This window comes from Patulibacter sp. NPDC049589 (assembly GCF_040675535.1).
In the GTDB taxonomy this organism is placed as follows: domain Bacteria; phylum Actinomycetota; class Thermoleophilia; order Solirubrobacterales; family Solirubrobacteraceae; genus Patulibacter.
This window is the reverse complement of the sequence record NZ_JBFAPC010000088.1, coordinates 1-23,766: the sequence shown is the minus strand read 5'-3', so window position 1 is coordinate 23,766 and position 23,766 is coordinate 1. Positions and strand designations below refer to the sequence as shown.

The 23,766-nt window shown below is 72.3% G+C and carries 24 protein-coding genes and 1 pseudogene; 15 read left to right on the top strand and 10 right to left on the bottom strand.

The features are described 5' to 3' along the window. Nucleotides 1-263 precede the first annotated feature (263 nt). From AB0L40_RS16560 to AB0L40_RS16550, 3 genes are all read left to right on the top strand, one after another. Nucleotides 264-1,271: an ABC transporter ATP-binding protein gene (locus AB0L40_RS16560; RefSeq protein ID WP_364356689.1), complete on the top strand. Its 1,008-nt coding sequence runs from the start codon at nt 264-266 to the stop codon at nt 1,269-1,271. Continuing rightward, complete coding sequence (locus tag AB0L40_RS16555; protein ID WP_364356686.1) at nt 1,268-2,080, top strand: ABC transporter permease; 813 nt, start codon at nt 1,268-1,270, stop codon at nt 2,078-2,080. Before AB0L40_RS16560 ends, AB0L40_RS16555 begins: the two co-directional genes overlap by 4 nt. A 150-nt stretch (nt 2,081-2,230) precedes the next feature. After that, the gene (locus tag AB0L40_RS16550; RefSeq protein WP_364356683.1) at nt 2,231-2,785 is read left to right on the top strand and encodes a hypothetical protein; all 555 of its coding nucleotides are present in this window, start codon (nt 2,231-2,233) and stop codon (nt 2,783-2,785) included. Between the two features lie 10 nt (nt 2,786-2,795). Here AB0L40_RS16550 and AB0L40_RS16545 read toward each other — a convergent pair whose 3' ends face one another. From AB0L40_RS16545 to AB0L40_RS16535, 3 genes are all read right to left on the bottom strand, one after another. Then, complete coding sequence (locus tag AB0L40_RS16545) at nt 2,796-3,389, bottom strand: hypothetical protein (RefSeq protein WP_364356680.1); 594 nt, start codon at nt 3,387-3,389, stop codon at nt 2,796-2,798. A 71-nt stretch (nt 3,390-3,460) separates the two neighbouring features. After that, on the bottom strand, nt 3,461-4,333 hold the full coding sequence (locus AB0L40_RS16540) for an MBL fold metallo-hydrolase (RefSeq protein ID WP_364356677.1): 873 nt from the start codon (nt 4,331-4,333) through the stop codon (nt 3,461-3,463). Nucleotides 4,334-4,461: 128 nt separating this feature from the next. Continuing rightward, nucleotides 4,462-5,151, bottom strand: a complete 690-nt coding sequence (locus tag AB0L40_RS16535; RefSeq protein ID WP_364356675.1) for an HAD hydrolase-like protein — start codon at nt 5,149-5,151, stop codon at nt 4,462-4,464. Between the two features lie 519 nt (nt 5,152-5,670). Between AB0L40_RS16535 and AB0L40_RS16530 the strand changes: the two genes are divergently transcribed. Further along, nucleotides 5,671-6,270 carry a hypothetical protein gene (locus AB0L40_RS16530; protein WP_364356673.1) on the top strand — a complete coding sequence of 200 codons (600 nt, stop codon included), beginning with the start codon at nt 5,671-5,673 and terminating at the stop codon, nt 6,268-6,270. A gap of 158 nt (nt 6,271-6,428) precedes the next feature. Continuing rightward, nucleotides 6,429-7,030, top strand: a pseudogene (locus AB0L40_RS16525) (recombinase family protein). An 84-nt stretch (nt 7,031-7,114) separates the two neighbouring features. Here AB0L40_RS16525 and AB0L40_RS16520 read toward each other — a convergent pair. Together AB0L40_RS16520 and AB0L40_RS16515 are read right to left on the bottom strand one after the other, a co-directional pair. After that, nucleotides 7,115-7,489 (bottom strand): type II toxin-antitoxin system death-on-curing family toxin, encoded by a 375-nt coding sequence (locus tag AB0L40_RS16520; protein WP_364356670.1) that lies wholly within the window; start codon nt 7,487-7,489, stop codon nt 7,115-7,117. Continuing rightward, nucleotides 7,486-7,683 (bottom strand): ribbon-helix-helix protein, CopG family, encoded by a 198-nt coding sequence (locus tag AB0L40_RS16515; RefSeq protein ID WP_364356667.1) that lies wholly within the window; start codon nt 7,681-7,683, stop codon nt 7,486-7,488. The genes AB0L40_RS16520 and AB0L40_RS16515 overlap by 4 nt, the downstream gene beginning before the upstream one ends. 522 nt (nt 7,684-8,205) lie before the next feature. Here AB0L40_RS16515 and AB0L40_RS16510 point away from each other — a divergent pair. Both AB0L40_RS16510 and AB0L40_RS16505 read left to right on the top strand, forming a co-directional pair. Beyond that, the gene (locus tag AB0L40_RS16510; protein WP_364356664.1) at nt 8,206-8,391 is read left to right on the top strand and encodes a hypothetical protein; all 186 of its coding nucleotides are present in this window, start codon (nt 8,206-8,208) and stop codon (nt 8,389-8,391) included. Nucleotides 8,392-8,583: 192 nt separating this feature from the next. Continuing rightward, nucleotides 8,584-8,973 (top strand): hypothetical protein, encoded by a 390-nt coding sequence (locus AB0L40_RS16505; RefSeq protein ID WP_364356661.1) that lies wholly within the window; start codon nt 8,584-8,586, stop codon nt 8,971-8,973. Here the strand turns inward: AB0L40_RS16505 and AB0L40_RS16500 are convergent. From AB0L40_RS16500 to AB0L40_RS16490, 3 genes are all read right to left on the bottom strand, one after another. Next, nucleotides 8,963-10,726 carry an NADPH-dependent assimilatory sulfite reductase hemoprotein subunit gene (locus AB0L40_RS16500; protein WP_364356658.1) on the bottom strand — a complete coding sequence of 588 codons (1,764 nt, stop codon included), beginning with the start codon at nt 10,724-10,726 and terminating at the stop codon, nt 8,963-8,965. The genes AB0L40_RS16505 and AB0L40_RS16500 overlap by 11 nt on opposite strands. Nucleotide 10,727: 1 nt before the next feature. After that, on the bottom strand, nt 10,728-12,575 hold the full coding sequence (locus AB0L40_RS16495; RefSeq protein ID WP_364356655.1) for an assimilatory sulfite reductase (NADPH) flavoprotein subunit: 1,848 nt from the start codon (nt 12,573-12,575) through the stop codon (nt 10,728-10,730). A gap of 284 nt (nt 12,576-12,859) precedes the next feature. Further along, nucleotides 12,860-13,354, bottom strand: coding sequence for an ABATE domain-containing protein (locus tag AB0L40_RS16490; RefSeq protein WP_364356652.1), 495 nt, complete (start codon nt 13,352-13,354; stop codon nt 12,860-12,862). Between the two features lie 158 nt (nt 13,355-13,512). On the opposite strand from AB0L40_RS16490, the gene AB0L40_RS16485 reads away from it, so the two are divergent. Beyond that, a complete protein-coding gene (locus tag AB0L40_RS16485) occupies nt 13,513-14,574 on the top strand; it encodes a Fic family protein (RefSeq protein ID WP_364356649.1) in 1,062 nt (353 codons plus the stop codon). A gap of 42 nt (nt 14,575-14,616) precedes the next feature. On the opposite strand, the gene AB0L40_RS16480 is transcribed toward AB0L40_RS16485, so the two are convergent. Further along, nucleotides 14,617-15,390 (bottom strand): ABC transporter permease, encoded by a 774-nt coding sequence (locus AB0L40_RS16480; RefSeq protein ID WP_364356646.1) that lies wholly within the window; start codon nt 15,388-15,390, stop codon nt 14,617-14,619. Continuing rightward, a complete protein-coding gene (locus AB0L40_RS16475) occupies nt 15,387-16,358 on the bottom strand; it encodes an ATP-binding cassette domain-containing protein (RefSeq protein ID WP_364356643.1) in 972 nt (323 codons plus the stop codon). Before AB0L40_RS16475 ends, AB0L40_RS16480 begins: the two co-directional genes overlap by 4 nt. 649 nt (nt 16,359-17,007) lie before the next feature. On the opposite strand from AB0L40_RS16475, the gene sucC reads away from it, so the two are divergent. The 7 genes from sucC to AB0L40_RS16440 all read left to right on the top strand — a co-directional run bounded on the left by sucC (nt 17,008) and on the right by AB0L40_RS16440 (nt 23,610). Continuing rightward, nucleotides 17,008-18,156 carry an ADP-forming succinate--CoA ligase subunit beta gene (sucC, locus tag AB0L40_RS16470; RefSeq protein WP_364356640.1) on the top strand — a complete coding sequence of 383 codons (1,149 nt, stop codon included), beginning with the start codon at nt 17,008-17,010 and terminating at the stop codon, nt 18,154-18,156. Continuing rightward, nucleotides 18,156-19,034 (top strand): succinate--CoA ligase subunit alpha, encoded by an 879-nt coding sequence (gene sucD, locus AB0L40_RS16465; RefSeq protein ID WP_364356637.1) that lies wholly within the window; start codon nt 18,156-18,158, stop codon nt 19,032-19,034. The genes sucC and sucD overlap by 1 nt, the downstream gene beginning before the upstream one ends. 270 nt (nt 19,035-19,304) lie before the next feature. Next, on the top strand, nt 19,305-19,778 hold the full coding sequence (locus tag AB0L40_RS16460) for a 6,7-dimethyl-8-ribityllumazine synthase (RefSeq protein ID WP_364356634.1): 474 nt from the start codon (nt 19,305-19,307) through the stop codon (nt 19,776-19,778). Between the two features lie 187 nt (nt 19,779-19,965). Further along, on the top strand, nt 19,966-20,163 hold the full coding sequence (locus tag AB0L40_RS16455; protein ID WP_364356631.1) for a hypothetical protein: 198 nt from the start codon (nt 19,966-19,968) through the stop codon (nt 20,161-20,163). A gap of 134 nt (nt 20,164-20,297) precedes the next feature. Continuing rightward, a complete protein-coding gene (locus tag AB0L40_RS16450; protein WP_364356629.1) occupies nt 20,298-21,407 on the top strand; it encodes a PLP-dependent aminotransferase family protein in 1,110 nt (369 codons plus the stop codon). Between the two features lie 28 nt (nt 21,408-21,435). Next, nucleotides 21,436-22,728, top strand: coding sequence for a hypothetical protein (locus AB0L40_RS16445; RefSeq protein ID WP_364356626.1), 1,293 nt, complete (start codon nt 21,436-21,438; stop codon nt 22,726-22,728). Between the two features lie 159 nt (nt 22,729-22,887). Further along, entirely contained in the window at nt 22,888-23,610 is a 723-nt protein-coding gene (locus tag AB0L40_RS16440; protein WP_364356623.1) for an RNA polymerase sigma factor, read from the top strand. The last annotated feature ends 156 nt before the right edge of the window (nt 23,611-23,766 follow it).

The following is a 23,766-nucleotide window of genomic DNA, read 5'->3' as shown; positions in this document are numbered from 1 at the left end:
TGTTTTCTTCGTTGTTCTCTACGTTTTGGGCGGGGGCCGCCGCGGTGGTGGCCTCGGGCGACCTCGGCGCGCCAGGCGTCGGTCCCCTCCCAGACGATCGTGCGCGCGGCCATGGAGCGAGGGTACCCACGCCACCGCGGAATCCACGGTGGACGGGCGACGGGGGCTCCGCCACGGCGGGGTCCTAGGCTGTCGGGGTGCGCGCCGCTCCCGGACCCCCGCGGGCGGACCGGCCGGCCCAGGTCGCGAGAGAGGCAGAGGACATGAGCACCGTCACCGAATCCGGGGCCTTCGGGCCTCCCCCGCCCGTCGCGGCCGACGCGATCGTCGTCGAGGGCCTGCGCAAGCGCTACCGCACCGACGGCCCGGAGGCCGTGAAGGGCATCGACTTCCGCGTCGCGCAGGGCGAGATCTTCGGGCTGCTGGGCCCCAACGGCGCGGGCAAGACGACCACGATCGGCGTCATCACCACCCGCGTGCGGCCGACGGGCGGCCGCGTCCTGGTCGACGGGCTCGACGTCACCACGGACCAGGTCGCGGTGAAGCTGCGCCTGGCGATCGTGCCGCAGCGGCCGAACCTCGACCGCTCGCTCAGCGCACTGGAGAACCTCACCTTCCACGCGGCCTACTTCGGGTTCTCGCGCAAGGCCCGGCGCGAGCGCGCGCTGGAGCTGCTGGAGCAGGTCGGCCTGAAGGGCCGCGAGGACGACCGCGTCGACCAGTACTCCGGCGGCATGGCGCAGCGGCTGATCATCGCCCGCGCGCTGATCCACCGGCCGCAGATCCTCATCCTCGACGAGCCGACGACGGGCCTCGACCCTCAGTCGCGCTTGTTCCTCTGGGACACGATGCGCGACCTGCGCGAGCGCGGCACGACGCTGATCCTGACGACGCACGACATGGCCGAGGCCGACCAGCTCTGCGACCGGATCGCGATCGTCGACCACGGCGAGGTCATCGCGCTGGACACCCCGCGAGGCCTGCGGAGGCTGCTGCCGGGCGAGCAGGGCGTGGAGGTCGTCGTCGTGCCCCGCGCCGGCGCGGCCGGGACCGACCCCGCGGCGACGCTGGGCGCGGCGCCGGGCGTCGAGCGCGCCGACGTCGTCACGTCGGCGGAGGGCCGGACGACGCTGCGGGCCTACGGCGCGATCGACGCCGCGGGGCTCGTCCCGGCCCTCGCCGCCGGAGGCCTGGACCTCGTCGAGCTCCGCCAGCTGGAGGGCTCGCTCGAAGAGGTCTTCGTCCACCTGACCGGGAGGGAGCTCCGATGAGCACGACCGAGACCACGCCGCCCGGCGCCGCGCCGGGCACCCGCCGCCGCGCCTTCCTGGCGATCCTCAGCCGCGACCTCTGGGTGACCGTCCGCCGCGAGCCGGGCGGCTTCCTCGCCCAGGCGCTGCTGCAGCCGATCTTCTTCCTCTTCATCTTCGGCCGGGTGCTGCCGCAGATCGGCCAGGCCCAGGGCGGCTACGGCAACCTGCTGCTGCCGGGGGTCATGGCGCTGACGGCGATCACCGTGTCGCTGCAGAACGTCGCGCTGCCGCTGGTCATCGAGTTCTCGTTCACGAAGGAGATCGAGGACCGGCTGCTCGCCCCGCTGCCCGCGTGGGCGGTCGGCGTCGAGAAGATCGTCCACGCCGCGCTGCGCGGGATCTTCTCCGCGTTCGTCCTGCTGCCGATCGCCGCGATCGTCCTGCCCGACGGCCTGCAGCTCGGTGGGGCGAACTGGTTCGCCCTCATCGCGGTGATCATCGGCGGGGCGATCGCGGGGGGCTGCGTCGGCCTCGTGATGGGCACCGTCGTGCCGGCCAACAAGATCAACATCGCCTTCGCGGTGATCCTCACGCCGCTCCTCTTCACGGGTGCGACGTTCTACCCGTGGTCGTCGCTGGACAGCCTCCGCTGGTTCCAGGTCGTGACGCTGCTGAACCCCCTGACCTACGTCAGCGAGGGCGCCCGCGCGGCGATCGGCACCGGCGAGCACATGGCGACCTGGGCGATCCCGCTCGGGATCGTGGGCAGCATCGTGGTCTTCGGGACGATCGGCCTGCTGGGCTTCCGCCGCCGCGCGATCGACTGACGGCGGAAGGCGTGCGGGCCCCGCACCGAGCGTCTCGGGTCGAGGCCGCGCCGGGAGATCGACGAGGCTCGGCGCACCCGCAGGGACATGCGGGCCCCGCCGGGCGGGGATACCCCCGTGGGACACCCGCATACCGGGTACGCTCGGGTCGTGCGTGTGGCCCGGATCGGGGTGCCGGCCGTCCTCGTGGTCGGCGCGATCGTCGGGGCCCTCGCCTGGGTCTCGTCGCGCTTCCACGGCGTCCGGCTCGCGTTCGACGAGAACGGCGGCGGCGGGCCCTGCGTCCGCCTCGCGGACCGGGTCCTCGACGAGCTCGACCGCGTCGCGGTGACTCCGCTCTGGCTCCTGGCGATCGCGCTGGCGGCGATGTCCGCGCTCGTCGCCTGGATCGTCTCGCAGCGCCTGTCGCGGCGCGGATCCGTCGCCGCCGCCGCGACGCTCGCGCTCTCGGCCGTCGCGGGCGGGCTCCAGTGCTCGTGGGCCTACGCGCCCGCCGACGGCTTCTCGGTCATGGCCATCTGGTTCATCGGCCTGATCGCGATCTTCCTCGCCGCCATCGCCCTCCCCGGCATCGCCGCCCTGACGCCGAAGCCCGGCCGGCGCCTGCCGCTGGCCGGGATCTGGGCGACGGCCGTCGCGCAGACGCTCGTCGTCCCGCTGATCGTCGCCGACCTGACGCCGACGGGGCAGGCGCTGATCTGCTGAGGCGACCGGCTCAGCGCCCCCCGGCGACCTCGCGCGCGTCGTCCCGCCCGACGACCGGCGCCCCGTCGGGCCCGACGAGCCGGCCGGCGACGAGGTGGACGTCCGCCGCCTCGAGGTAGCGGCGCGCCTGCACGACCACCAGCCCGATGTGCCGGGCCGTCGCGAAGAGGAGGACCGCGAGCGGGATCTCCAGCAGGACCGCCATCGCGATCGCCTCGATCTGCTCGCCCCCGGCGGCCGCGGTCGTGACGTCGAACCACGCGTCGACGAGCAGCATCGTGCCGCAGGCCGCCGCGAGCGGCCCGCTCCAGACCGACCGCGACGCCACGGCCAGCGCCGTGGCCGCCAGGGCGATCGCCATGCCGACGTCGAAGCCCGCCCAGGCGAGGTTCCAGGCGTGCGCCGTGGTGTGCTCCGGGAGCGACAGCACGAGGAAGACGCTCCACGGGATCAGCAGCACCGCGCAGAGCGCGAACAGCCGCGCGACCCAGCGGGGGATCAGGCGGCCGTAGGTCTCGTTCTGCTCGTGCAGCTGCGCCGCGTAGCCGCGGAAGCGCGAGGCGATCGAGGGGTGCGTGGCCGCGTCGGCGGCCGGACCGGTCATGCGCGAACGGTACCCCGCGGCCGCCGCGGCCCCGCCGGCAACGGGTGCGGCGCCGTCGGCCCGGGCGCCGTTCAGCCCTGGGACACGGCCTCGTTGGCCGCGTGCAGCTGCTTCTGTCGCGCGCCGCTGCGGGCGATCGGCAGCACGAAGCGGTCGACGTAGGCGACGTCCTCGCGCCAGATCGCCAGCGCGCGGTCCCCGTCGATCGGTCCACCGTGGCCGGGGATCACCCAGTCGGCCTGGTCGACGAGCGGCTTGAGCACGTCGAGCGTCGCCCGGTACTGCGTGCGCGACCCGTCGTGGTCGTGCCAGGTGGGGATCTCGACCGGGGACAGGTAGTCGCCGCAGATCAGCGTCCGCGCCCACGGCACCCAGATCGCCATGCCGTCGGCCGTGTGGCCCGGGGCGGGGTGCAGCTCGAGGTCGTGCTCGGGCGGGGCCGATCCGGACCCGTCGCCGGGGCCCGCCAGTCCGATCTTGCCCGGCACCGGCAGGGCCTGGAGCTCGCCGAGCTTCAGCCCGGGCGGCGTGCCGTTCTGCCCGCGCTGCACGTAGTGCTCGGCGTCGAACGCGCGCAGGGCCCGGGCGGCCTCGCCCGTGTGGCCGGACAGGCGCGCGGCCGTGGTCTCCGCGACCCCGAGCGCCGCGTCCGGGAACGCGAAGCGCCCGAGCAGGTGGTCCCAGTCGCCGTGCGTGGCGAGCAGCCCGGCGACGGCGAAGCCCGCCTGTCCGGCGACCTGCGCGGTCAGCTCCAGCTCGTCGGGGTAGACCGGCGAGTCGATCAGGAACGCCTCGCGCGGGGCGGCGGCCGCCGTGGGCGCGAGCGGATCGGCCCCCGCCGCCGAGCCGCCGGGAGCGGCGGGCGCGCGCACGATGGCGGCGGTCGTCTGCCAGACGCGGGAGACGACGACGAGGACGTCGGGATGGACGGCGAGGGCACGCATCGATCAGAGGATCCCAATCCGGGTCCGGCGGCCAGCGCCGAGCGGGAGTCGCGCGGCCGGGCCCGCCGAGGGACGACGGCCGACGGGCGGGACGTCGCCGTCCCGCGGGCCGGCGGCCGACGGACGTCCTACTTGAGGCCGAGCTCGCGGACGGCGTCGAGCAGGGTCTTGACCTCGATGGTCGGCGCCTTGACGCCCTTCTCGAGCTCCTCGCCGTGGCGGTTGATCCACACGACGGGGACCTTCGCCTTGATGCACGGCGCGACGTCGGCGTAGTAGCCGGACGCGATGTGGACCCAGTTCTTCTTCGAGCCGTACCGGCGCGAGATCTCGGTGAAGTGCGCGGTGTCCGGCTTGTAGGAGCGGACCTGCTGGGCCGTCACGACGAGGTCGAAGTCGTGGCGGATGTGGCGGCGCGTCAGGCCGAGGAGCTTGTCGTCGATGTTCGAGACCAGGCCGGTCTTGAACTCCTTGCCGAGCTTGCGCAGCTGCGGCATGGTCTCGCGGAACGGGCGCCAGCGCTCGACGGAGTCCGGCAGGAAGTTCGCGCGGGCGGGCTCCTGGCGCAGGTCGTCCCAGCCGAGCTCGGCGGCGACCTCACGAGCGGTGCGGCGCAGGACCTCGGCGTACAGCTCGTACGAGCCGGCCGCGATCTCGCGGTGCTTCTCGTGGAACAGGTTCATCAGGCGGTCCTTCTCGAAGGTGAAGCCGTCCTTGCCGGCCTCCTTCGTGAACGCCTCGATGATCCCGGCTTCCCAGTCGATCAACGTGCCGTACACGTCCATCGTGACGAAATCGATCTGCTTGGGAAGAGGCATCCCCCCGAGTATGACATTGTAGACACCGTACACGCACTGGGGCCGCGGGATCGGTGCACGACCGCGCCCGTCCCGACACCGGACGACGGTCTCGGGGTGCAGTGCCACGGCAGAAGACCGGGCGTGGTCACGTGGTCCTCGAGATGCGACGCCGACGCCCGTCGGAGATCTGCTGCGCAACGTCGGGTCGCCGCAGGGCGAGAGCGTCCGGGTGCCGAGATGGCCACCGCAGAGGTGTGCCCTATGACGCCCCTTCATCCGGAATCAATTTGGACGGGTCCGCTGGGACGCCAGGCATCCGTTCGCACCGAGCCGCCTGCGTCCCGGCCGTCGTGCCGGCTGGCGTTCGGCTATCGGGACGGGGTAGGCGATCGTCGGTCGAGGTCGACGCGTCCACCGTCAGCGATCGATGAATCCGCCGCTTCATCAATCTGTTGCGCTCGCGGGTGAGGCGAGCGGACGACTACGATCGGGTGGTCCCCGGCGTCGTCCCGCCGACTGCGTCCCGCTAGGAGTCCCATGCCCGCAAGCACCGTCGGATCGCGCGTGGCGAGCCTGCGCCCTCGTTCCCGGCTCATCATCGGAGCACTTGCGCTGACTCTGGTGGCTGGTGCTGCCTTCCTCATCCTCGGGCGCGATCGCGTGCACGACTTCCCCGTCGGGGCGCTCGCGGAGATCGACGAACGCATCCCCGCCGAGGTACGCGTGGAAGTGCGCTCGCCAACGCTCGCTCGGGTGACGTTCTCCTCTCGGCAGGCGCCCACGGACGGCTACACCCCCGGCATGACCAGATGGCCGGCGCTCACCGCCGTCAGCCTCCGCACCACGCGGTCCGACGGCGGATGCGAGAACGGCGGCGATGACTTCCTCGCCGGCGTATCCCGGATTTGGAGCGCACGGCGTGGCCCCGGCGTTGGAAGGGTCCCGTCTCCTTACGACGTCTTCCAGTTCCCGGGCCGAAAGAACCGCTTCGACAAGACCGTCGACCTCTCCGCCGGCGGCTCCATCGACCTCGAAGTGGCCCGGTCTCTGCCGGACCACGTCTGTGCAAGCGTCTTCGTTCAGATCAACAACGGTGCGACCGGCCCCCCGATCTTCTCCGCTGACAAGGAACTCTGACCGGCGACGCCAGCCGGCTCCTCGTCCTCGGACGCGGGCCGGGTCCCCCGCACAACGCAGGCGCGCACGCCGAGACGTCCCGATAGCTGATCGTCTGCGGCACGGCTTCGCCGCACCGAAAGGGGCCTGCGCACCCAGTCGCGCAGGACGCTGGCGTGATGAACACTCTCATGATTGGCTACGCCCGCGTCTCGACGAAGGGCCAGGACCTCACCGCGCAGCGCAACGCCCTCCACGCCCTCGGCGTCGGACCCGACCGGGTCTACATCGACCACGGCCTCACCGGCACGAATCGTGCGCGACCGGGCCTCCGCGAGGCGCTCGCGGCCTGCCGCGAGGGAGACCAGTTGGTCGTCACCAAGCTCGACCGCCTCGCCCGCTCGCTGCCCGACGCGCGAGACATCGTTGATGAGCTGACGGTCAGGCGGGTCAAGCTGAACCTCGGTGGCTCCGTCCATGATCCGAACGACCCGGTGGGCCGGCTGCTGTTCAACGTGCTGGCGATGGTCGCCGAGTTCGAGTCCGACCTGATCCGCATGCGGACGCGCGAAGGACTCGAGGTCGCCCGAGCCGCGGGCCGGCCGCGGGCCGCAAGCCCAAGCTCACGCCCAACCAGGAGCGTCACCTCGTCGAGCTCCACCGCACCGGAGGCACATCGGTCGCCGAGCTCGCGGAACTCTTCAACGTCGGACGCTCGACGGTGTACCGCGCGATCGAGCGCGCGGGCGCCGCAGGGACGAGAGTGACCACCACCGGCTGACGTCCGAGGAACGACCCCCGAGCCGCCGCCGCGATGCCGGACCCCAATGGAGGAGTCCGGCCGGCGGTTGGCTTGCGGTCCGGGTCAGCGGAGGTGCGCGGTGATCGTGGTCTCGATCTCGGGCACGTCGAGGTCGCCGCGGGCGACGGCGAGGACGAACGCCTCGGCATCGTCGACGGTGAACGACAGGTCGTGCCCGTTGAGGAGGCAGAAGACGCGGGTCGCGGACCACGCCAGACGCTTGTTGCCGTCGACCAGCGCGTGGTTGCGAGCGAGGGAGTGGATGAGCGCAGCCGCTTTGCCGGCGAATGTCGGGTACGCGTCCTCGCCGAAGACGGAGCTCTGGGGTCGGCCCGCCGCTGATGCGAGCAGACCGAGGTCGCGGACCTTGAACGGGCCGATCACGCCCTCGGCGATCTCGATCAGATCGGCGACCGTCAGGTAGTCGGTCGAGGTCACCGACCGAGCCGCTCGAGCAGCTCGGCATCTTCGGTCCGCACCCGGCTGATCGCGGCAGCCAGCCTCCCCGGGCGGTCGGACACGTACTCGGCGATCGCGACGCGCGCGACCTCCTGCATCGACACTCCGTCCTCGGCGGCCTTGCGGCGGAGCGCTTCGGTCTCTTCGTCGCTGAGACGCAGGTTCATCGCCATACCCTCAATGGTACCGCCGTGGTACCAGTCGTCAACGTCGGGTGAGCGCAAGGACTGCCGTGCATGTGTGGGCGCCCGACCGGGCGCGGTGTTGAGAGGCGACGGAAGGTCAAGGAAGCAGGCCTGGCTGACGTCCGTTCATCGCCATCCCGACCGGCCAACGATCCCCTCCGGGACGCCTCCAACACCGTGCGCGCAGCGCCTCGGGACCGGAGAGAAGGGGGCTGTCCCCTGGCCGCCCCTCCCGATCCGCGCCTGGGTCGTCCATGCGGTCACCTGTGCATCGGTCGGCGGCCGAACGACGTCGAGCATCGACGGCCGCGGCGTTTCGCGCCGGTGACGCGAGGCGTTCCACGACCGCGGCAGAGAACGTTCCGGTTGCGCGGCATCGCGTTCATGGCGGCGCGACTGCCCATGTGGCCGTCCGGCGTATCCCCGGAACGCTCGGTCGCCGTTGCGCTCGCCGTCGTACGACTACTAGGCAGCACGGACGCGAGGAGTCTCGGCCGACCCTTCCGGCGGGTGACCTTCCTCGTCGACACGAGCGTCTGGGCGTTGTTCCTGCGCCGTGATGCCCCGCCCGCGGTCCCGGAGGTCGCCGCGCTCGTCCGAGCGATCGCCCGAGGATTCGTGCTCCTGTCCACCGACGGCGACTTCCAGCACATCGCCCGTCACTCGGACCTGGACCTCTGGTCTGCGGACGCCTGACGGCGGACCGCCCCAGGCGCCACGCCGCGCGGGCCCCGGGACACCGCCGCTCGCGATTGCAACAGCCGCCGGACGAGCGCGCGACGCCGCGCGGCGGGCGTCCGAGGTTCCTGACGCCTTGCGGGAGTCGAACCTCCGAGAGGGCCCACGGATACCTCGACGCGGGCTGCGCGATGCGAGACGCTCGCTCCCATGGATGATCTGACGGAGCGCATCCTCGAGGACGACATCCGGGCGCTGGCCGGCCGAGCCGACGATCCCGCCTTCGCCGACGAGCTCTACTGCGCCCTGTGCAACGTCGACTGGGTGCACGACGACGGCACGGAGTGGAGCGGATCCTGGCGGTACGCCGGCGGCGTCGTCGCCGGCCTGCGCGATGTCGGCGAGGACTACCTCGACTTCTACTGCTCGCCGAGCGGGGCGGAGGGCACGATCTCCGACCGGGTCGCCGATGCGATGCGCGCCCTGGGATGGCACGGCACCGGCCACGGCGCCCCGCTGCGCCTGATCGACGTCACGACCGGCACGAGCACGGTGCTCATCGACGGCGAGTGGGCGGTGGACGACGACCTCAGTCGTTGAAGAAGCGCCCTTCCTTGACCTCGGCCACGAACCCGGCCCGGACGACGAAGTCGCCGAACCGCTCGCCCTCCTTGCGGTCCTTCGCGTAGGCGCCGAGGGTCTCGTCGAGGACCTCGAGGATCACGTCCTCGCCGACGTTCTCGCGGACCATCTTGTTCAGCCGCTGGCCGTGGAAGCCGGCGCCGAGGTAGAGGTTGTACTTGCCGGGGGCGCGGCCGGTGAGGGCGATCTCGGCGATGTACGGCCGGGCGCAGCCGTTCGGGCAGCCGGTCATGCGGATCGTGATCGGGTCCTCGGTCAGCCCGTGCTTCTCGAGCTGGACCTCGATCTTCGTGATCAGCTCGGGCAGGTAGCGCTCGGCCTCGGCCATCGCCAGGCCGCAGGTCGGCATCGCGACGCACGCCATCGAGTTCAGGCGCAGCGCGCTGCGGCCCTTCTTCGGCGCGTTGTCGATGCCGTGCTCGGCGAGGAGCGCCTCGACCTTCGGGCGGTCCTCCGGCCGGACGTCGGACAGGATGACGCTCTGGTTCGGCGTCAGGCGGAAGACGCACAGGCCGGCCTCGGCGACCGCCCGCAGCCCGCTCATGAGCCGGCGCTCGCCGCGGTCGATGATGCGGCCGCTCTCGATGAACAGCGTCAGGTGCTCGAGGCCGTCGTCGCCCGTCCGCCAGCCGAGGTCGTCGCCGTTGGAGTCGAACTTGAAGCGCTTGGCGGGGGCGAGCTCGAAGCCGAGGCGGCGCTCGATCTCGCCCTTGATGACGTCGAGGCCCTTGTCGTCGATCGTGTACTTGAAGCGCGCGTGGGCGCGGGTGACGCGGTCTCCGAAGTCGCGCTGGACGCCCATCACGGCGTCGAGCGTCGGCTGCAGCTGGTCGACGTCGATGTACCCGATGACGTCGCCCAGACGCGGGTAGGTCTCCGGCGCGCGGTCCGCGCGGCCCATGCCGCCGCCGATCACGACGTTGAAGCCCTTGAGCTTGCCGCGGCTCGCGATCGCGACGAAGCCGAGGTCCTGCGAGTAGATGTCGATGTCGTTGCTCGGCGGGACCGCGAAGCCGATCTTGAACTTCCGCGGCAGGTACTGCTTGCCGTAGAAGGGCTCCTCGTTCTCGCCGCGCGGCTCCTTCGGCTTCTCGCCGAACCAGATCTCCTCGTAGGCGCTGGTCTTGTGGATGACGTGGTCGCTGGCCAGCTGTGCCTGCTCGTAGACCTGCTTGTGGAGCTTCGTCAGCCCCGGGTGCACGCCGCTCATCACCGTGCGGGCGACGTCGCCGCAAGCGGCCTTGCCATCGAGCCCGACGTCGCGCAGGCCGAGCATGACCTCGCGCAGCGCGTTGCGGTTCAAGTAGTGGAACTGGAACGTCTGGCGCGTCGTCAGACGGAACTGCTCGTTGCCGTACGTCCGGCCGAGCTCGTCGATCTTCAGCCACTGCTCGGCGGTGCAGACCCCGCCGGGCATGCGGCCGCGGAGCATGAAGGTGAAGAAGGGCTCCAGCTTCTGGTGACGACGCTCGTCGCGGATGTCGCGGTCGTCCTGCTGGTAGATCCCATGGAACTTCATGAGCTTGTTGTTGTTCTCGTCGACGGCGAGGGTGATCTCGTCGATGAGGTCCGTCGTGATCGAGCCGGCGAGGTAGTCGCTCTCGAACTTCATGCGCTCCTCGGGCGCGAGCTTCTCCAGCGGCTGCGAGAGGTCGCGACTGCGGTCGATCTCGACCACGGTGTCGGGCGTCGTCTTCGTCGTCGGGGTCATCTCAGTACACGTCCAGGAGGTAGCGGTGGTCGCGCTGCAACTCGGTCAGGTGGGCGTCGGCGGCCTCGCGGTCCAGGCCGCCGTGCTCGACGGCGATCTCCGCCAGCGCGGAGTGGACGTCCGGCGCCATCGCGTTCGCGTCGCCGCAGACGTAGATCCGGGCGCCGTCCTGCAGCCAGGCCCAAACCTCGGCGCCCTTCTCGCGCAGGCGGTGCTGCACGTAGGACTTGGTCGCCCCATCCCTGGAGAAGACGGGGTCGAGCTTCGTGAGCGTCCCGTCCTTCAGGAGCTGCTGCCACTCGACCTGGTAGAGGAAGTCGGTGCGGAAGTTGCGCTCGCCGAAGACGAGCCAGGACTTCCCGGCGGCCCCGCGGGCCTCGCGCTCCTGCAGGAACGCGCGGTACGGCGCCACCCCGGTGCCGGCGCCGACCATGATGATCGGCACGTCGTCGGCGGGCAGGCGGAAGTGCTCGTTGCTCTGGACGTAGACCGGAACGGTGTCGTCCTCGCCGGTCAGCCGTGCCAGGTGGCCGGACGCCACGCCGGTGCGGCCGAGGTCGCGCAGGTCGTACTGCACGGTGGAGACCGTCAGGTGCGCCTCGTCCGGCGCCGCGGCCAGGCTCGAGGCGATCGAGTAGAGGCGCGGCTGGAGCGGGCGCAGGCCCTTGACGAGCTGCTCGGCCTCGATACCGGCGACCGGGAAGCGGTCGACGAAGTCCAGGACGTGGTGCTCACGGAAGAACGCCGTGCGGGCCTTCGCGTCGCCGGCCTTCAGCGCCTGCAGCTCCTTCGCGCCCGAGAGCTCCGCCCACTGGTCGAGGAAGCGCGGCGTGGCCGCGGTGATCTCGAACGTGCGGGTCAGCGCCTCGCGCAGCGGGAGCTCGCCCTGCTTCGTCGTGACCGGGGCGTCGGGCGAGAGCTGCGTGCGCTCCAGCAGCCGGTCGACGAGTGCCGGGTCGTTCAGCGGCACGACCCCGAGCGCGTCGCCGGGCTCGTACGTCAGGCCGGAGCCCTCGAGGGACAGCTCGACGTGGCGGGTCTCCTTCGAGGAGCCGCGGCCGGTCAGGACGACGTTGTCCAGGACCGCCGACGCGAACGGGTGCTTCTTCGAGTGCGCGGTGGCCGGGGCGACGCCGCTGGCCGGGGCGGTCCCCACCGCGGCGGCGCTCGGGGCGCCGGTCGTCGCCGGCGCCTCGTCCGGCGTCAGCTTCGCGACGACGTCGGCGATCCAGGCCGCGGCGTCGTCCTCGTAGTCGACGTCGCAGTCGACGCGATCAGCGATCCGCTCGGCGCCGAGCTCCTCCAGCCGCGCGTCGATCTGCTTGCCGGCGGAGCAGTAGTGCTCGTACGTCGAGTCGCCGAGCGACAGGACGGAGAACCGCACGCCGGCGAGCTTCGGCGCCTTGCGGCCGGCGAGGAACTCGAAGAAGCCGAGCGCATTCGGCGGCGGGTCGCCCTCGCCGTGCGTGCTGGTGACGACGAGCAGGTCCTGCTCCTCCTTCAGCGCGCGCGGCTTGTAGTCGGCCATGTCGGCGACCGTCGCCTCGATGCCCTGGGCCTTCGCGGCGCCCCGGAGCTCGCCGGCGAGCTCCTTGCTGTTGCCGGTGTCGGTGCCGAAGAGGATCGTCAGCAGGCGCGTGGCGGGAGCGGCCGCCGCGGGCGACGGCTCGACGAGGCCGGCGGACGCACCGTTCGTCGCGGCGCCGTTGGCCGCCCCGCCCGCGCCCTGGCCGGCGAGGCCCGCGAAGTAGCCGCTGAGCCAGATCGCCTGGTCGCGATCGAGCGACCCGGCCAGGCGATCGACGTGCTCGAGGTGCTCGGGCGTGAGGACGGGAACGGAAGATGGCAAGGTCGTCGAGGTGCTCGGGCTTCCCCTGCCGGCGGGCGGCGCGCCGGTGGTCGCGGAGGGGCGCGACGCGGCGGAGGGTAAGCGGATCGGATTTTGGCAGATTCGGGTCCTGCCTCCAGCATGATGCCGTGCCCCGCCGCCCATGAGCAGGAGGAAGAGGAAGGTCACGTATGCCGAGATGGAAGGGAAGTCCCGCCGGCTCCGGTCCCTGGCCCCGACACGAGCCCGGATCAGGCCCGCCCGCGGTCGTCCGACGCCCGCACCAGCTCGGCTCGGCCGACGGCTCAGGCCGCCGCGGCCGAACCGCGGCCCGTGCCGTCGAGCACGAACCGCGTCCCGCCCGCGGCGCCCCGGCGCAGGCGATCCCCGTGGTCGACGACGAGGTCCACGACGTCGGCGGCGATCGTCGCCGCCGCCCGGTCCAGCGGGTCGCCGCCGGTCGAGCGCCAGCCCCGCGTCACCCTGCCGTCCCCGTCCCAGACGCCGATCGGCGTACCCGGGGCGGCGAGCGCGGCGGCCTCCACGATCCGCACCGCGGAGCCGTCCGGCGCCCGGCCGTCCACCCGCGCGCCGAGGATCTCCCGCACCGCGTCGCGCAGCCGCAGGAAGCGCGACAGCTCCGCCCCGGAGACTTCGACCGGGACCTCCACGAGGCCCTGCTCGGACAGCCACGCCTCGAGCGCGTCGGCCGCCGCGGCGTAGTCCGGGAAGCCGTCGTCCGGCGTGTCGGCGAACAGCAGCGACACCGCGATGCGGTCGTCGAGGCAGGGGCCGGTCATGGCAGGACGGTACCGGCCGGGCCTCTCGCCGTCATGCACCCGTCATCACGTCGATGACGTACGAAAGCCGAGAACGCAGGTCGTCTCGGTCTCTCGGCCATTGCCTACTCTTTCGAGAAACGTCATACAATGAGCGCCTCCAGTAGTACGTTCCTAGCGTGAAGAGTTTCGAGGATCTCGAGAAGCACTTCGGCTCGTTGAACCCGGAGCTCGTGCGATCCCTCACGGCGATCGCAGAGGCGCGCGGTCGCGAAGAGGTCTTCCGTCATCAGACGCCAAGCGGCCTCGATGTCCTGCGGGAGATCGCGATCATCCAGAGCGCAGAAGCCTCGAACGCCATCGAGAACATCCGCGCACCGCGCGAACGGATCGAGGCGCTGGTGACCGACAAGACCACGCCGCAGAACCGATCCGAACAGGAGATCGCAGGGTACCGCTACGTCCTCGATCAGATCCACGCGAACGGGCCCGACATGCCGTTCGAAGCACCGGTCGTCCTGCAACTCCACGGATACCTGTCGCGCTTCACAGGTGACTCGACAAGCGGCCGCTGGAAGGGACTCGACAACGTCGTCGAGGAGCAGCATCCAGACGGAACGGTCGTCGAGCGGTTCCGACCGGTTTCCGCACAGGAGACTCCTGCCGCGATGGACGGCCTTCACGCGGGCTTCGCCCGCGCCAAGGGCGAAGACCGCCATTCGCACCTGTTGCTCACCGCCGCGTACATCCTGGACTTCCTCGTGATTCATCCGTTTCGCGACGGCAACGGCAGAATGGCCCGGTTGCTCGGCCTCTGGCTGCTCTACAACGGGGGATGCGAGGTCGGTCGCTACATCAGCCTCGAGAAACTGATCGAGGAGAGCAAGGAGACGTACTACGAGGCGCTCGCCAAGTCGACCGTCGGATGGCACGAGGCGACCCATGACCTCCGCCCGTGGACCGAGTACTTTCTCGGGATCGTGCTGGCGGCGTACGCCGAGTTCGAGAACCGCACGACCGTGGTCAACGGACGTGGCTCGAAGCGTGCACTCATCGTCTCGTTCATCCGCTCTTCGTTGTCCGACGAGTTCGCCGTCTCTCAGGTGCGCGACGCGGCGCCCGGAGTGAGCGCCGCGTACATCAGCAAGGTCCTGGGCGAACTCAAGGACGCCGGTGCGATCGCGCCTCTAGGCCGTGGTCGCGGAGCTCGATGGCGGCGACTGAGGAGAGACATCTCGTAGAGGGTGCACTCGAGTCGCATGCACCCCCTTCGCTTTGCGAGCTCAGCTCGCCAGCGAGCGGTAGCGCCGGAGCGCCAGCGTCGCCGCGACCGCCGTGATGCCGACGATCCAGACGATCGACATCCACACGTCGCTGTTGGCGGGCGCGCCGAGGAACAGGTGGCGCGTCGCGTCGACCAGCGTCGTGAAGGGGTTGGCCTCCGCGAACTGGCGCAGCCCGTCCGGCATGGTCGACGGTGGCACGAACGCACCGGACGCGAACGTCAGCGGGAAGATCACCGTGAAGCCGATCGCGTTGGACGTCTCCGCCGAGCCGGCCGACAGGCCGATCAGCGCGAACACCCACGAGAACGCGAAGCCCAGCCCGAGCAGCAGCAGGATCCCGAGCACGACCTTCGGCACGTCGCTGTCGAAGCCGAAGCCGACGACGAGCCCGATCCCGATCAGGACGACGAGCTGCAGCGCGTTCAGCGCGATGTCGGCGAACGCGCGGCCGGACAGCACCGCGATCCGCGACATCGGCAGCGACCGGAAGCGGTCGATCAGCCCCTTGTTCATGTCGTCCGCGATCGCCAGCGCCGTCACGAACCCGCCGAAGGCGATCGACTGGACGATGATCCCCGGCATCAGGTAGTCGGCGTAGTTGTCGAAGCCCGGCGTCGCGATCGCGCCGCCGAAGACGTACCGGAACAGCAGCACGAACATGACCGGCTGGATCGTGTAGCCGATCAGCAGGTCGGGCTGGCGGGGGATGCGGCGCAGCTGGCGCGTCGCGAGGACGAGGGTGTCCGAGAAGGTCCAGCGCAGGCTGCTCATGCCGTCTCCTCCGGGTCGGTCGATGCTTCCTCGGTCGGGCGGCCCGTGAGGGTCAGGAACGCGTCGTCCAGCGTCGGCCGGCGGACCGCGATGTCCGTCACGCCGACGCCCGCCGCGTCGAGCCGGCGCACGGCGGCCACGACCCCGCCGCTGTCGGCCCGCAGCGGCGTCGACAGCGACGTGCCGTCGATCGCGGGCTCGCCGTCGGCGAGCGGGCCGAGCGCCTCGATCGCCGTGCCCGCCTGCGACGGGTCCTCCAACACGAGGTCCAGCCGCTCGCCGCCGACCTTCGCCTTCAGGTCGTCGGACGTGCCCTCGGCGATGACCTTGCCGTGGTCGATGACCGCGATCCGGTCGGCGAGGCGGTCCGCCTCCTCGAGGTACTGCGTCGTCAGGAGCACGGTGGTGCCCTCGGCGACGCGCTCCTCGATCGTCTGCCACAGCGCGTTGCGGCTGCGGGGGTCCAGGCCGGTCGTCGGCTCGTCGAGGAAGAGCACCGGGGGCCGCACGACGAGCGCCGCCGCGAGGTCCAGCCGGCGGCGCATTCCGCCGGAGTAGGTGCTGGCGACGCGGCCGCCGGCGTCGGTCAGGTCGAACTCGGCCAGGAGCTCGACCGCGCGGGTCTTCGACTCCTTCGGGCTCAGGTGGTAGAGCCGGCCGACCATCTCCAGGTTCTCCCGGCCCGTCAGGTACTCGTCGACGGCGGCGTACTGGCCGGCGAGGCCGATCCGCGACCGCAGCGCCTGCGCGTCCTTGGCGACGTCCAGCCCCGCGACCCTCGCCGTCCCGCCGTCGGGCGGCAGCAGCGTGGTCAGGATCCGGACGGCGGTCGTCTTGCCCGCCCCGTTCGGCCCGAGGACCCCCAGCACCGTGCCGGCGGGCGCGACCAGGTCGACCCCCTGCAGGGCGTGGACGTCACCGAACGAGCGGCGCAGACCGTGGGCTTCGATCACGGCGTCGGTGCTCATCGCCGGGCACCATACTTGGCGCGTCGGCACTCGTCCCGGAGTTCGACGGCGCGGACCGGGCGACCCGCGGGGTTCGATTCCGGCGGTGGGGAGCAGTCGTGCGGGGACCGGGTGGGAGACATGCGACCACCCTCCCTTCGATCGCGGACCACGAGCGTCCGCGATCGGACGGGGGCGCCGCCGGCCCGCGGCGCGGCGTGCGGCGTGCACCGCCGCTCGGCACCCGGGCGGGCGGCGCCGAGGGGGTGGCGGACGCGGTCGGCGCGGTCGGTCAGGGGATGGGTGGGGCGCACGGGGCTCCTCGGTGGGGACGGACGGCCCGGGAACGGGCCGGCGACGCCGGTCGGACGTCGTCTCGCCCTTCCAGACCCGGCGGAGACCCCGGACTCATCGGTGCGTCCGTCCGCGCGCCCGTCGGACCCGCCCGCGGGCAGACCGGTCTCCCCCATCGGTGGGAGCCACCCACCCGGACGTCCTGCCGGCAACAGGGCCTATACGCGCGTGGACGGGCCGCGTACTAGTGTCCCGGCGGTCCGTCGGACGGGTGCTACACCGTCGTCCGGCGTCATGCACAGCGCGACGTCGCCGGGGCTCCTGACGGAGCCCCTTCCGCCCGCCGCGCGCTTCCACACGACACAGGAACCGCCACATGGACCTGCTCGAGTACCAAGGCAAGCAGCTGTTCGCGAAGCACGGCCTCGACGTGTCGGACGGCAGCGCCGTCACGACCGTCGACGACGCCGTCGCCGCAGCCAACGAGATCGGCTACCCCGTCGTCGTCAAGGCCCAGGTCTTGATGGGCGGCCGCGGCAAGGCCGGTGGCGTGAAGCTCGCGTCCAACGAGGACGAGGCGCGCGAGCACGCGACCAACATCCTCGGCCTCGACATCAAGGGGCACATCACGCGCACCCTGTGGATCGAGCACGCCTCGGACATCGCGACGGAGTACTACGCCTCCGTGCTGCTCGACCGCTCGGCCAAGAAGCCGCTGGTCATGTTCTCCACGGAGGGCGGCGTCGAGATCGAGACCGTCGCCGTCGAGACGCCCGAGAAGCTCATCAAGCAGAACGTCGACCCGCTCGTCGGGCTGACGAAGGAGCAGGCGCTCGACATCGCCACGCAGGGCAAGGCGGACGAGGACGTCATCGAGGGCGTCGCCGACGCCCTGGTCGCGCTCTACAAGGTCTGGATCGAGGAGGACGCCTCCCTCGCCGAGATCAACCCGCTGATCGTCACGCCCGACCGCAAGGTCAAGGCGCTCGACGCGAAGGTCACGCTCGACGGCAACGCCGCGTTCCGTCACCCGGACCACGCCGAGCTCGGCGACAAGGCCAACCTCGACCCGATCGAGGTCAAGGCGGCCGAGCAGGACGTCGTCTACGTCAAGCTCGACGGCAACATCGGCATCCTCGGCAACGGCGCCGGGCTCGTGATGTCGACCCTGGACGTCGTGGCGCAGGCCGGCGGCGAGCCGGCCAACTTCCTGGACGCCGGCGGAGGATCCGACGCCGCCAAGGTCAAGCAGGCCGTGGAGATCATCCTCTCCAACGACAACGTCCGGGCCGTCCTCTTCAACATCTTCGGCGGCATCACCCGCTGCGACGAGGTCGCCAACGGCCTGGTCGCCGCGTTCGCCGACCTCAAGCCGACCGTCCCGTTCGTCGTCCGCCTCGACGGCACCAACGACGTCGCGGGTCGCGAGATCCTCGAGAAGGCCGCGCTGCCGAACGTGCAGACGGCGAAGACGATGAACGAGGCGGCCGAGAAGGTCGTCGCGGCGGCGAAGGGGAACAGCTGATGTCGATCCTGGTCACCGAGAACACCAAGCTCGCCGTCGCCGGCATCACCGGCCGCGAGGGTCGCTTCCACACGCTGAACAACAAGGCCTACGGCACGAACGTCGTCGGCGGCGTCAACCCGAAGAAGGCCGGCGAGAACGTCGAGGGCATCCCGGTCTTCGGCGACTGGGAGACGACGGTCAAGGAGTCCGGCGCCAACACGGCGATGATCTTCGTGCCGCCGCCCTTCGCGGCCGCGTCGGCGCTGGAGGCCGCCGCCGCGGGCGTCGAGCTCGTGATCATCATCACCGAGGGCATCCCGGCCCACGACGAGCTGAAGCTCTACAACACGGTCAAGCGGGACTACCCGGGCACGACGGTCGTCGGCCCGAACTGCCCCGGCATCCTGTCCCCGGGCAAGGCGAACGTCGGCATCATCCCGGCGTCGTTCTTCAAGCCGGGCAACGTCGGCGTCGTCTCGCGCTCCGGCACGCTGACCTACCAGATCGGCAACGAGCTGGCCCAGGCCGGCTTCGGCAACTCGTCGATCGTCGGCATCGGCGGCGACCCGGTCCCGGGCTCGTCGTTCATCGACATCATCGCCCAGTTCCAGGCGGACGACGAGACCGAGCTCATCGTCCTCTCCGGCGAGATCGGCGGCTCCGCCGAGGAGGAGGCCGCCGAGTACATCGGCGAGCACGTCACGAAGCCCGTCGTCGGCTACATCGCCGGCTTCACGGCGCCGGAGGGCAAGCAGATGGGCCACGCCGGCGCCATCGTCTCCGGCTCCGCCGGCACCGCCAAGGCCAAGGCCGAGGCGCTCGAGGCCAAGGGCGTGCGCGTCGGTCGCACCCCCACCGAGGTCGCGGACATCGCGATCGACATCCTCAAGGGCTGAGGAGACCAGGCGGGCCCCGCCCCGAGCGTCTCGGGTCGGGGCGTGTCGGACTGCGGCAGGGCTCGTGGCACCCGCAAGGCGTGCCGCGGACCCGGCCGCAGGAGATCCGGACGGCGCCTCGGCGGCGTCCGGGGAGCGGGACACGCGGGGCGGCCATCGGTCGCCCCGTCGTCGTTCCGGGGTGGCATGGCCGCCGCGACCCGGGTCGCGGCACGATGTCGATCGTCCGTCGGCGTCCGGTGCGGGGTCCCGGACGATACGGTCCGGGTCGTGAGCACGCCCGAGTCGTCCCTCAACACCGCCGGCCTCCGCGTCGCCTTCGTCCAGGCCTCCTGGCACGCGGACATCGTCGACCAGAGCCGCGTCGGCTTCCTCGCCGAGATCGTCGAGCACGGCTTCTCCGCGGACCACGTCGACCGGTTCACGGTGCCGGGCGCCTACGAGCTGCCGCTGCACGCCCAGAAGCTCGCGCGGACGGGCAAGTACGCCGCGATCGTCGGCGCCGCCCTGGTCGTCGACGGTGGCATCTACCGCCACGACTTCGTCGCCGCCGCCGTCGTCGACGGCCTCATGCGCGTGCAGCTCGACGAGGGCGTCCCGGTCTTCTCGGTGTCGCTCACCCCGCACCACTTCCACGAGCACGCCGACCACGTCGAGTACTACACCGAGCACTTCGTGAAGAAGGGCAAGGAGGCCGCGCGCGCGGTCGCCAACACCCTGCGGTCGCTCGACACCATCGGCTGAGATCCGGCCGCACCGGTCCGCGGGTCCGCCCAGCCGCGGCGCCGCGACCCGACCGGCCCTCGGCGATCCATCCCGCGCGCCGGCCACGGCACGAATCCGCGAGGAGGAGACCGCCCGCCGGCGGCGAAGGAGGCCCGTCGCCCCGTCGGAACGGCGTTTCCGCCGGTCCGCCGCATACAGTGGCCCCGTGCCCGGTTCGTTCGATCTCGACGGCATGTTCTCCGCGCTCGAACGCGCGGTGGTCCCGGCGCCCCTCGATCCGCTCGACGCGCTGGACGCCGCGGAGGCCGTCGCCCGCGACCGCATGCGCATCTTCGACCCCGCGTGCACGTCCGACCCGGCGCCCCAGCCGGTCGCCCCGCGCGGTCGCCGCCCCGGCCGCTGAGGCCCGCTCCGACGCCCTCACCGGGCCGTCCGCGTCCGCCGGCCGCCCGCCGCCGATCGCCCGCGGGACCCTCGTCGCCGTCGCCCGCACGCCCCTGCCCGTCATCCCCGCAGGCCGGTGAATAGGCTTGCGGCATGGCCGACTCCATCTCCTTCTCCCGTGGCGCGCCGTCCGCCGACATCGTCGACATCGACGGGCTGAAGGAGGCCGCGGTCCGGGCCTTCGAGAAGGATCCCGCCGGCGTCGCCGGCTACGGCACCGCGATCGGCTACGTGCCGCTGCGCCGCTGGATCGCGGAGAAGCACGGGGTCCCCGAGGACCACGTCATCGTCACCAACGGCTCGATGCAGGCCGACGCCTTCCTGTTCGACGAGGTCGTGTCCCCCGGGGACGCGGTCGTCGTCGAGCGCCCGACCTACGACCGCACGCTCCTGGGCCTGCGCGAGCGCGGCGCCGACGTGCGCCTGATCGGCCTGCAGTCCGACGGGATCGACGTCGACGAGCTGCGCGCCGAGCTCGAGGGCGGCCTGCGCCCCAAGCTCGCGCACATCATCCCGAGCTTCCAGAACCCGGGCGGCTCCACGCTGTCCCTGGAGAAGCGCCACGCGCTGCTCGAGCTCGCCGCGCAGTACGGCTTCCTGATCTTCGAGGACGACCCGTACTTCGACGTGCGCTTCACCGGCGAGCCACTGCCGCGGATCCTCGAGCTCGACGCGCCCGACGGCGGCACGCCGACCAACGTCGTCTACGCCTGCTCGTTCTCCAAGACCGTCTGCCCGGGCGTCCGCGTCGGCTACCTCGTCGGCAACCCGGAGCTGATCAAGAAGATCCAGCGCCGCGCGACGAACACCTACATCGCCCCGAGCCAGGTCTCGCAGGCCATCGTCTACGAGTTCGTCTCCGGCGACCGCTTCCCCGCCGCGCTGCAGAACGTCAAGGAGGCGCTTGCCGAGCGCGCCGGGACGCTCGGCAAGGCGCTGAAGGAGCACCTGCCCCAGGCCTCGTTCGTGCAGCCCGAGGGCGGCTACTTCCTCTGGGTCGAGCTGCCCGAGGGCGAGGGCCACGACTGCGCGAAGATCGCCAAGGAGGCCGCCGACCGCGGCGTCCAGATCGTCAAGGGCACGGACTTCCTCGTCGAGGGCGGCGAGAACGCCTTCCGCCTCGCCTACTCCGCGGTCACCGCGGACAAGATCGACGACGGCGTCCGCCGCCTCGCCGAGGCCGTGGAGGCCGCGAAGGGCTGAGGTCCGACGCGGATGGGACGATCGCGCGGTGCGTGTCGTCCCGCTCCGCCCCCGGCGGACCCTCCTCGTCCTGCCCGCCGCCGTCCTCGCGCTCGCCGCGCCGGCCGCCCGCGGGGACGTCCTCCTCTCCCCGGTCGTGAGCGGCGTCGAGCCGCTGACCCGCTCGCCGGGGCCCGTCCTGATCACGCCGGCCGGCGAGCACCGGACGCTCGCCGCCCCGCGGATCGGCGACGATGACGGGTACCAGACGCCCGTCGTCTCGCCCGACCGCCTGTGGGTCGCGCGGACGTTCGACCAGCGGACGCTGCTCCTGCCGACCGACGGCGGCCCGATCCGGACGCTGACCACGCCCGGCGTCCCGCGCGGCTTCCGCGGCACGGTCTGGTGGGACGCGGACGCCACGCACGTCTTCCACGCCGAGCTCGACGACGCGGACGAGGACGCCGTCGTGCAGCGCTGCACGGTCGCCACCGGCGCGTGCGCGAGCTTCCCCACCCACGGGCTGGAGCTGCTCGGGCCGCTGGCCTCCGGCGCGTCGCTCTGGGAGCGCCCGGTGCCGCTGGACGTCCTCGACGCCCTGCCGGAGGGCGCCCTCGACGAGTGGACGCGGGCGTCGCCGGCCACCGTGCGACGCGCTCGCGTCGCCGTCCGACGCCGGGTGTCCGGCGGGCTCACCCTCGTCGCGCCGGACGGCCGGTCGTCGCGCGTCCTCACACGCACCCGCGGCCGCTACGCGTCGGGACTCGACGCCTACGACGCGGCCCCGCCCGCCGAGCCGGGTCTCCTCGTCGAGCGGGTCCGCCAGACCTACCGCGTCCGCACCCGCCGGCGCCACGGCCGGCTGGAGCTGCGGGTCGTCGGCCGGGACGCCCCGGCGCGGCGCGTCCTGATCGACGACGCCGGCCGCGCCCGCCCCTTCCGCTACCGGACGACGCAGGGCGACCGCCGGCCCGGGCAGCAGCCGATCGTCGCCGCGCCCGGCGGCTGGCTGGTGGACCTCGAGTCCCGCCACGGCACGCCGCTGGTCGGCCGGGTCTCCGCGGACGGCACCGTCCGGCGGCTGACCCTCGGCGCCGCGCCGCTCACGCTCGCCGGGCTGCACGCCGCGCTGGGCCTCCCCGCCGCGGACGCGCCCGGGGGCGTGGAGGCCCTGGACGGCCTGCGCCCCGTCGGCTACGAAGCGGCGACCGGCAGCGCCATCGTCACCTACGACGACGCCGGCGGCCACGTCGTCGTCGCCCGTGCCCCGCTCGCCGGCGGCGCGCCGAGCCTCGTCCACCGCGGGGAGGCGGACGAGCTCCTCCAGGTCACGGCCTGGTGACCGGTGCCCGTGCCTCCGCCCACCCGCCCTCCCGCGCGTCGGTGCGGGACCCCGCACCCGGGCCCCGCCGCGCCGCCGGCACGGCCCCGTCCGCGGGATCTCCCCGATGACGTGAGCCGCGCGATGTAAGACGCTCGACCCTCCCGGCAGAGAGGGAGTGTGAGCGAGCACCCGACACGAGGCCCCGGATCCGGCGACGCCGCCGGCCGCTGGGCCGTCTACGACGAGCACCACGCGGCCGTGCACCGGTACGTCGCGCGGCGCGTCGAGCCCGCGGCGGTCGAGGACCTGACGGCCGAGACCTTCGCGGTCGCCTGGCGCCGCCTGCCGCGGGAGAGCGACGACCCGCTGCCGTGGCTCTACGCTGTGGCCCGCAGGGTCGTCCACGGCCACCGGCGCAGCACCGCCCGGCGCTCCGCGCTGGTGCGCAAGATCGGCCGGACGGGCGAGGACCGCGCGACCGGCGGCGACCCGCACGACCGGCTCGCGGGCGACCCCCGGCTCGCCGCCGCCTTCGCGACGCTGTCGGCGACGGAGCGCGAGGCGCTGGCGCTCGTCGCCTGGGAGGGGCTCGACCACGACCGCGCCGCCCGCGCGGCGGGCTGCTCACCGGGCGCGTTCGCCGTCCGGCTCAGCCGCGGGCGCTCCCGGCTGCGCGCCGCGCTGGAGGAGCCCGACGACGACGAAGCCCGCACGGACGGACGCGCCCGCACGGCTGCTGTCCGGCCGACCGCGTCCGGTCCGCGCACCGCTCCCGCCGGCCTCCCCCGTCCGGGCTCCCGGCGTGCCACGGGCCCCCCGCGCGTCGGCAGTCGTCCCGACGCGGCTGGACGACCGCCGGTCGCCCGCCCCCTGTCCACCACCCCGAACCCGGAGCGCTGACGTGCCCCTCACCGCCGACCCCCTGATCGCGCGGCTGCGCGCCGCCGACCCCTCCGCCGCGGCTACGTCGGTAGCAGGCACGAGTGAGGAAACCCGTATGACCAACAGCAGGCACGTGACACAGAAGTCCGACGGTTCGTGGGACGTCAAGGCGCC